We start from the raw sequence: 7864 nt of genomic DNA on the forward strand, positions 1-7864 counted from the left end.
CGGTCACCAGTGCGGTGCGACCGGTCAGATCGCCGGTGGCCGAGCCACTCACGCGCTCACCGCCTTCGCATCGCTCGCGGTGGCCAGGTCGCGGGCGTCGGCGCGGTCGATCTCGGCCAGGTCCGCGCCCTTGGTCTCGCGGGCGAAGTACACCGCGACGAGGGTGACCGCGCAGGCCACGGCCAGGTAGACCGCGATCGGAACCGACGAGCCGAAGCTGTCCAGCAGTTTCACCGCGATGATCGGCGCGAGCGATCCGGCCACGATCGAGGTGACCTGATACCCCAGGGACACACCGGAATACCGCATCCGGGTCGGGAACATCTCCGCCATGATCGCGGGCTGTGCCGAGTACATGAAGGCGTGGAACACCAGGCCGAGCACAATGGCGAACAAGATCACGGCATTGTGCTCGCTGTCCATCATGGGGAAGGCGAAGAAGCCCCAGGTGGCCGCGGTGGCCGCGCCCACGAAATAGACCGGCCGCCTGCCGAATCGGTCACTGAGCCGTCCCACCATGGGGATCACCGCGAAGTGCACCGCGTGCGCGGCCAGCAGCCACCACAGGATCACCTTGGTGTCGGCACCGACTTGCACCTTCAGATAGGTGATGGAGAAGGTGACCACCAGGTAGTACATGATGTTCTCGCCGAACCGCAGCCCCATGGCGGTGAAAACCCCACGCGGATAACGCTTCATCACCTCGACCGCACTGAACCCGGTGGCCTTCTCCTGCTCGGCCTGCTGCTGCGCGGCCAGGAAGATCGGCGCGTCGGTGATCTTGGTGCGGATGTAGTAGCCGATCAGCACCACCACCGCCGACAGCCAGAAGGCGACCCGCCAGCCCCAGGACAGGAACGCCGCGTCCGACAGCGTCGAGGTGAGCACGAGCAGCACGACGGTGGCGAGCATATTGCCGATCGGCACCGCCGCCTGCGGCCACGCGGACCAGAAGGCGCGGCTGCGATTCGGGCTGTGCTCGGCCACCAGTAGGACCGCGCCGCCCCATTCGCCGCCCACCGCGAAGCCCTGGATGAAGCGCAGCGCCACCAACAATGCCGGGGCCCAGTACCCGATCTGCCCGAAGGTGGGCAGGCAGCCCATCAGGAAGGTCGCCGCGCCCACCAGCAGCAGGCTCAGCTGCAACAGCTTCTTGCGCCCGTACTTGTCGCCGAAGTGCCCGAAGACCACGCCGCCCAACGGCCGTGCCGCGAAGCCCACGGCGTAGGTGACGAATGCCGCGAGGATGGCGTCGAGTTCGCTGGTGTTCTCGGAGAAGAACACCTTGTTGAACACCAGCGTGGCCGCGGTGCCGTAGAGGAAGAATTCGTACCACTCCACGACCGTCCCGGCCATGGAGGCCGCCACCACCCTTCGGAGTCCGGTGGGGGCGGGATCGGATCCCGGTCGCGGCCCGGCTACGCCGACGCTCATCGCACTTCTCCTTACCGTTCGGCCGCATCACCCCTCATCTGTGATGCGGCCCACAAGATTTGAACTGTTCAGAGTATTCGTGCACATTTCTCCGCCCGCAATGCCCACTTTCGCACCGGGTATCTGCAAAGATGCAGAAATGGCCGTGACCTCCGCCACTCCCCGCCCCAATGCGGATGACCTGCTCGTGCTGCTGGCCGTCGGTCGCACCGGACGCTACGTTTCCGCGGCGGAGGAGCTGGGGATCAACCACACCACCATCTCCCGTCGCATCGCCGCGCTGGAACGGGCGCTGGGCGGCCGCGTGCTGACCCGCGGCGCGGGTGGCTGGGAGCTGACCGATCTGGGGCGGGAGGCATTGCACGCCGCCGAATCCATCGAATCCGCGGTGCGCTCGCTCGCGCCGGACGCCCGCGGTGAACGCACTCTCGAGGGCGTCGTCCGGCTCTCGGCCACCGACGGTTTCAGCGCCTACCTGGCCGCCCCCGCGGTCGCCGACGTCCGGCGTCGGCATCCCAAGGTGGCCTTGGAGATCGTCGCCGCCACTCGCCGCGCCTCGCTGCAACGCTCGGGCCTGGATATCGAAGTGGTGGTGGGCAAACCGCAGGTCCGCCGCGCCGAACTCATCCGCCTCGGCGATTACGTCCTCGGCCTCTACGGCTCCCGCTCCTACCTCGCCGAACGCGGCGCGCCCGCCACCCTCGACGACCTGACCGGCCAGCCCTTCGTCTACTTCATCGACTCCATGCTCCAGGTCGACGACCTCGACCTGGCCGCCGCCTTCGCCCACGGCATGCGCGAATCCATCTCCTCCACCAACGTTTTCGTCCACGTCGAGGCCACCCGTGCCGCGGCCGGGCTGGGCCTGCTGCCCTGCTTCATGGCCGACCGCCACGCCGACCTGGTCCGCGTCCTCCCCGACCAGGTGGGCGTCCGGCTGTCCTACTGGCTCGTCACCCGTGCGGAAGCGCTGCGCCGCCCCGAGGTCGCCGAGGTGGTCGACGCCCTGCGCGCCCGCGTGCACGCGGAGCGCGACATGCTGCTCGGCACCGTATTGCCCGCGCGGTGAAGGAGATTCGTGGCATGTGGTCGGGGACGGTCAGAGTGCGGGCCGGGGCGCTCGAACTGGTCGGGGAGATCGGCACCGCGGCTCCGCACGCGCACCGCACCGTGCAGATCGTCATCGCGCATGCGGGGGAGTTCGTGCTGGCCGACGCGCACGGCACCGTACGCCGCGCCCGTGCGGCACTCATCCCGCCCCATCGCGAGCACGCCGTCGTCACGGGAGCGTCCGACGGCACGCTCGTGCTGGTGGATCCGGACTCCGCTGTCGGACAGCGACTCATCGGCCTCACGGCCGACGATATCGATGCCTGGATCCGCGCCGCGACTACACTGGTCGATGATCCGAAGTGGTTCCGGGACGGTCGATTTCACGACATCAGCGATCTCTGCCCAACTCCACCCCGCCATCCGGCCGTCACCCGAGCGGTCGCACTCTTGCGCACCCGTCTGGACTCGGGCCCACTCCGCCTGTCGGAGGTGGCCCGTGCGGTGGGCCTGTCGGAAAGTCGCCTGGCCCACCTGTTCACCGCCGAACTGGGCCTGCCGTTCCGCCCCTACATCCGCTGGCTGCGCATCCTGCGGGCCATCGACCTGGTCGCGGCGGGCCATACCCTCACCGCCGCCGCCCACGGCGCGGGCTTCGCTGACAGTTCCCACCTGAACCGCGTCTGCCACCGCATGTTCGGCATCGCCCCCTCGGACCTCCGCGATGTCCGCTGGATCATCGAATCGACCGCGTAGCAGGTTCGTCCAAGCGTTCCGCCGTTCCGCGGGCGAGGCTGGTCGGCGACAGAACCGTTGCCCCACAGGAGAATCCCGTGCCTCCCATGCCGCCCACCATCCGAACCGCCTTCGAGTCCGAACTCACCACCGCCCGCCGCGCCACCGACCTCGACTCCCGCTGGCACGCCCTGGAACGCGCCCACATCCTCTCCCAGCACTGGCCGTGGCCTCACACCCGCGCCCACTGGCACATGTTCCGCCTCGCCCTGCGCACCCGCGACCGCCCCGAAATCCTCGGCCAGATCATCCGCCTGGCGGTAGCGGGCCCCGGCTCCGCTCTCGGCCGCGCCCCACTCGGCAACACCGGCCGCAGTTCCGTCGGCATCACCACCCCCATGCCCCTCCCCGCCGACCTCGCCCGCATCCTCACCGACGGCGGCATCCCCCTCACCCGCTGACCCCACCTGCCGAACACACCGACCCCACCCCGATTAGGCGAATCCACCCCTCCTCGAGGTAATCTCATCCGGCACCGCGACAGCGGTGGCAACGGGCTGTGGCGCAGCTTGGTAGCGCACTTGACTGGGGGTCAAGTGGTCGCAGGTTCAAATCCTGTCAGCCCGACCGGGTCAGGGGTGGTTTCCACCTCTGATCGGTCATGTATGTGGACCAGTTCCGGACCGCGGCGACGCGCCCGGGTGTGCCGCTTGCTCGTCTCGTGCGTAGATCCTCTGAGAGGGATTCCGTTTGTCGGCTTTGTCGCGGATGACGCAGGAAATTCCGCGGCGGGTGAAGGGCGCGGTCGACGGCATCGCTCGGCGATGTTCGTATCCCCGGCAGGAGCGGCCGACGTGCTCCGCGGAGGTGTCCACGAGTTCGAGCACACGGACCACGCGGTCGGACGGACGGTGGGGCAGGAGGACGGTCGGTCGGCGGCGCAGCTCGACGAGGCCGTCGAGGAGCGGAGGCGCCTGTTCGTCGATGGCGATTGGGACGCGCGTCAGATCCAGGTCGCGGTCAAGGGGGCGACTATGCAGACGCTGCTGCAGGACAGCGGGGTGTTCGCGGTGGAAACGGTGCTCGAGCAACCGGCTCTCTGGAAGGTGTTCAGGAGCCGGGGGTAGGTGTCGCGCTCGACGGTGAACTGGCGCGATCGGTCACGCTCTGGCACAACCGGTCAGGCTGCCGGGGCTGTCGGTCGCGCTAGCCTGAGACCGTATTCGCCTCGCTCGTGCTCGACCGGATCGGACCCGGTGATGACAGTGAACAGAGCGCTCGGAAAGCTCGAGCTTCACGACCCGTCGACCGAAGACGTTGCGCCATCGCGATTTTCCGGAAACGCGAGGTGGGGGACAATGCGGTATCCCCCGGCCCCGGGGTCCGGCGGCACGATGGGATACACGGTCGTCGACAGCCCGCGAGAAAACCCGTACCGGGACAAGGTCGTCTACACCTACGACGACTCCCCGGAGGTCTGGCGGCAGGTGCTGGGGGATACGTGCCTGTTCGAATGGGGCGTCTACGAAGGCGCGACACGGGACCTGTCGCTGGGGGAGGCGGGTGTTCGGTTCTTCGACCGGCAACTCGGGCTGGCCGGTCTGCTGGGCGCGGAACGGCCCCGCATCGGACGGATTCTGGATCTGGGCTGCGGGTGGGGTTTCCTCTGCTACCTGCTGGCGCGGCGGTTCCCCGAGTGTCCCCGCATCGATGCCATCAATATCAGTCCTCGCCAATTGGATTACTGTGCAAGGTATCTGGCCGATCACGAGCTGCTCGACCGGGTGTCGCTGTATCTGTGCGACGGCCAGGACCTAGGGCTACTGCCCGAACCCGAACACCCCTACGATCTGGTGATCATTCGCGGTGTCTACACGCATTTTCCGAACGAGGTGTACGAGGCCTCGGTCGAGGCGCTGGCCGGTAGGGTCGCCGCGGGCGGGATTGTCATCATCTCCGACACCCTCTTCCGAGGTGATCCGGCCGGAGGGCTGGATGCCTACGTCTCGGAGATCCCCGACGAGGTCGACCGGCTCGCGTGCGGTAATCGGAAGACCCCGGACTACTTCGCCGGGGTGCTGGAAGCCAACTCGTTCGAGATCCGGGACATGCGCGTCCTGCCGTCCAATGCTGATGTGGCGCACTGGTTTCGGGATGTCAAGGCCAATATCGAGCGGGCATTCCCGGATGGAGTGGCAGGGCCGGTGGAGGAGCTGCGGGTGATGGCCGACAACATGTCGGCCGCCCTCGCCAAGGACCTGGTCTCCGCCTACAGCATCGTTCTGCGCAGGAGGGACGACCGGTGATCGCACTGCCCGACAGCTTCCACCTACCGGAGATCGTCACCCGGTTGCCGCACGCATGTCATCGCGACTGTGCCGAATTGGATGCGCGGTCGGCCGCGTTCGCCCGCCCTTACCTGCGGTCCTACTTCGGTGACGTGGACCGGACCGAACGGTACCTGCGGCAGCGTATCCCGCACTACGGCTGTCTGGCCTACCCCGATACCCTCGGTGATCGCACGGTCGATCTGGTCAATCTCATGATGGGCGTGACCATCTACGACGACACCTTCAGTCGGCCGGGAATCCAGTTCGACAGTGCGGCGACCACCCGGCTGCACGAGCGGTGGTGTCAGGTATTCGACGGCGATCGACCGCCCGACGAGCCGGCGCATCGGTTCGTGCACGACGTGATCACGGCCGCCGAGGCGCGGATGACGCCGCACCTGGCGCGCAGATCTCGGCAAGCGTGGCGGGAGATGGCGGATAGTCACCTCGCGGAAGCGGTGCGGCGGCAGAACGGCATCACGCTCGACCCGGACCGGTACATGAGTGAACGGCTCACGAATGTCTACGGCTGGTGGATCACCACCCACGTGGAGTACGCGCTCGGCATCGATCTGGGCGAGCTCGCCGCCGCACCGGAGATCCGTGCCGTCCGCGCCCGGGCCATCGCGCATATCGCCTTGGTCAACGACCTGTACTCCTTCGCCAAGGAACTCGATCTCGAGGAGGCGATGAATCTCATTCTGGTCCTGCTGCACCGTGACAACCTGAATCTCCAGGATGCCGTCGACACGGTGGTCGCCCTGATCCACCAGGCGGAAGCCGACTTCGTGGCCGACTGCGACGTGGTCCGTGCCGGTCCGCTGGGTTCCCGTTCCGAGATCCGCGCCTACCTGGACGGGATCGCCTACACCATGACCGGCAACCTGCGCTGGTCTCAGCTGTCCACGCGCTATCACGGCGATCAGCACGACGGCGGTCTCGTCACCCGCGGAACCATCTCGCTCACCCCGCGACCCACCATCTACTCGCCTTCCCGGCGGGAGTTCGACGACGATTGACATCACGGGGCGTACAGCGATGTCGCCGTCCGGGCGGGTGTCGGACCGGCACCGTCTACGCCGGGGTTGCATCCGGTACCGGGGTACAGGCTTAGCCTCGAAGGAAAGGCTCAGTTGTGGCCTTCGCGAGCCGGGAGGTGTAGGTCATGGTCGATGAATTTCCGATCCGTGGGATCGGTGACGCGAATTCCGACCCGAGTGCGGGCGCGTCGGATCGGGCCTGGGTGGCGGTGGACGCGTGTGCGCTCCCGTCCGAGCGACAGCCGTCGCGGGTGGCGGAATTCGACGCGCTCTTCCGCGATGCCGTGCGCGGTGTGGAGCGCGTGTCGCCGACGTGGTTGCGGCTGGATCTGGACGGTGCCGCCGAAGCCCGGGCCCGTGATCTGGCCGCCCGGGAATCGGGCTGCTGCTCGTTCTTCGCCTTCGCGTTCACCACGGCCGGAGAGCGCTTGGTGCACATGGACATCGAGGTGCCGTCCACTCGGGTCGACGTGCTCGACGGGCTGGCCGCACGCGCGAAACAGGGCGGTTCGGCGTGACCGGGTTGCGGACCGGGGAATTGGCGCGTGCGGCCGGGGTGAACATTCAGACCGTGCGCTACTACGAGCGGCGCGGGCTGCTGGCCGAACCGGACCGCTCCCTGGGCGGGCATCGGATCTATCCGGAGCGGACGGTGGCCGTGCTGCGGTTGATCAAGGCCGCTCAGCGGCTCGGATTCACCCTCGACGAGGTCGCGGATCTGCTGGGCGGCACCCGGGTCGGGGTCGAGCGGAGACCGGGTACGGGGCTACGCGCGCGGACCGAGGCCAAGCTGGCCGAAGTCGATACCGCACTGGCCGAACTCACCGCCAGGCGCGACACGTTGCGCGCGGCCGTTGCGGCCGGGTGCGACGACCTGCTGGTGTGCGGCGAATCTCCCTCCTGTCCACTGCCGTTGGCGGACAACGTCTGAGCTGGGTTCGCCGTGGAAGACCACGGCGGGCCGGGATGGACCATCGGGTAGGGGGTCGGTCGGCCGTCGTGGCCGCGGCAGAACGCGCTGGGCGATCACCGGTTGCGCCGGGCGGTGAGCGCGGCGGCCGGGACGACCGCCAGCGCGAGCACGCCGCCGACCAGTGCCAAGGTCGGATAGCCGGTGGCGGCGACCATCAGTCCGGAGCCCATACCGCCGGTCGCGCCGGCGATGGCGATGGAAACATCCACCGCCCCTTGGGTTGTGGCGCGCGTGGCCAGGGGGACGGTGTCGGTGATGATGGCGGTGCCCGCGACCAGGCCGAGATTCCAGCCCAGCCCGAG

At 68.1% G+C, this 7864-nt stretch carries 9 protein-coding genes, 1 tRNA gene and 1 pseudogene; 9 read left to right on the forward strand and 2 right to left on the reverse strand.

Features of this window, described 5'->3' with window-relative positions; genetic code table 11:
* Nucleotides 1–48: 48 nt before the first annotated feature.
* A complete protein-coding gene (locus QK444_RS28220) occupies nt 49–1434 on the reverse strand; it encodes an MFS transporter (RefSeq protein WP_282785182.1) in 1386 nt (461 codons plus the stop codon).
* Between the two features lie 139 nt (nt 1435–1573).
* Here QK444_RS28220 and QK444_RS28225 point away from each other — a divergent pair, with 139 nt between their 5' ends.
* The 9 genes from QK444_RS28225 to QK444_RS28265 all read left to right on the forward strand — a co-directional run bounded on the left by QK444_RS28225 (nt 1574) and on the right by QK444_RS28265 (nt 7520).
* Entirely contained in the window at nt 1574–2503 is a 930-nt protein-coding gene (locus QK444_RS28225) for a LysR family transcriptional regulator (protein WP_282785183.1), read from the forward strand.
* Complete coding sequence (locus QK444_RS28230) at nt 2500–3240, forward strand: AraC family transcriptional regulator (RefSeq protein ID WP_282785184.1); 741 nt, start codon at nt 2500–2502, stop codon at nt 3238–3240. Before QK444_RS28225 ends, QK444_RS28230 begins: the two co-directional genes overlap by 4 nt.
* An 86-nt stretch (nt 3241–3326) precedes the next feature.
* The gene (locus tag QK444_RS28235; protein ID WP_282785190.1) at nt 3327–3680 is read left to right on the forward strand and encodes a DUF3703 domain-containing protein; all 354 of its coding nucleotides are present in this window, start codon (nt 3327–3329) and stop codon (nt 3678–3680) included.
* 92 nt (nt 3681–3772) lie between these two features.
* Nucleotides 3773–3846, forward strand: a tRNA-Pro gene (locus tag QK444_RS28240).
* Between the two features lie 284 nt (nt 3847–4130).
* A complete protein-coding gene (locus tag QK444_RS28245; protein WP_282785185.1) occupies nt 4131–4346 on the forward strand; it encodes a hypothetical protein in 216 nt (71 codons plus the stop codon).
* A 231-nt stretch (nt 4347–4577) separates the two neighbouring features.
* Complete coding sequence (locus QK444_RS28250; protein ID WP_282785186.1) at nt 4578–5525, forward strand: class I SAM-dependent methyltransferase; 948 nt, start codon at nt 4578–4580, stop codon at nt 5523–5525.
* The gene (locus QK444_RS28255; RefSeq protein WP_282785187.1) at nt 5522–6568 is read left to right on the forward strand and encodes a terpene synthase family protein; all 1047 of its coding nucleotides are present in this window, start codon (nt 5522–5524) and stop codon (nt 6566–6568) included. Before QK444_RS28250 ends, QK444_RS28255 begins: the two co-directional genes overlap by 4 nt.
* Before the next feature lie 146 nt (nt 6569–6714).
* Nucleotides 6715–7107: a hypothetical protein gene (locus QK444_RS28260; protein WP_282785188.1), complete on the forward strand. Its 393-nt coding sequence runs from the start codon at nt 6715–6717 to the stop codon at nt 7105–7107.
* Nucleotides 7104–7520 (forward strand): MerR family transcriptional regulator, encoded by a 417-nt coding sequence (locus tag QK444_RS28265; RefSeq protein ID WP_282785189.1) that lies wholly within the window; start codon nt 7104–7106, stop codon nt 7518–7520. Before QK444_RS28260 ends, QK444_RS28265 begins: the two co-directional genes overlap by 4 nt.
* A 95-nt stretch (nt 7521–7615) precedes the next feature.
* Here QK444_RS28265 and QK444_RS28270 read toward each other — a convergent pair.
* Nucleotides 7616–7864, reverse strand: a pseudogene (locus tag QK444_RS28270) (MFS transporter); the annotation flags it as partial.

This window comes from Nocardia sp. CC201C (assembly GCF_030010695.1).
Classification (GTDB): Bacteria; Actinomycetota; Actinomycetes; order Mycobacteriales; family Mycobacteriaceae; genus Nocardia; species Nocardia otitidiscaviarum.

Excerpts from the sequence above, each read along its gene's own strand:
- QK444_RS28250 (WP_282785186.1), top strand. The coding sequence starts at position 4,578 with ATGCGGTATCCCCCGGCCCCGGGGTCCGGCGGCACGATGGGATACACG.
- QK444_RS28220 (WP_282785182.1), bottom strand. The coding sequence starts at position 1,434 with ATGAGCGTCGGCGTAGCCGGGCCGCGACCGGGATCCGATCCCGCCCCC.
- QK444_RS28225 (WP_282785183.1), top strand. The coding sequence starts at position 1,574 with ATGGCCGTGACCTCCGCCACTCCCCGCCCCAATGCGGATGACCTGCTC.
- QK444_RS28235 (WP_282785190.1), top strand. The coding sequence starts at position 3,327 with ATGCCGCCCACCATCCGAACCGCCTTCGAGTCCGAACTCACCACCGCC.
- QK444_RS28260 (WP_282785188.1), top strand. The coding sequence starts at position 6,715 with ATGGTCGATGAATTTCCGATCCGTGGGATCGGTGACGCGAATTCCGAC.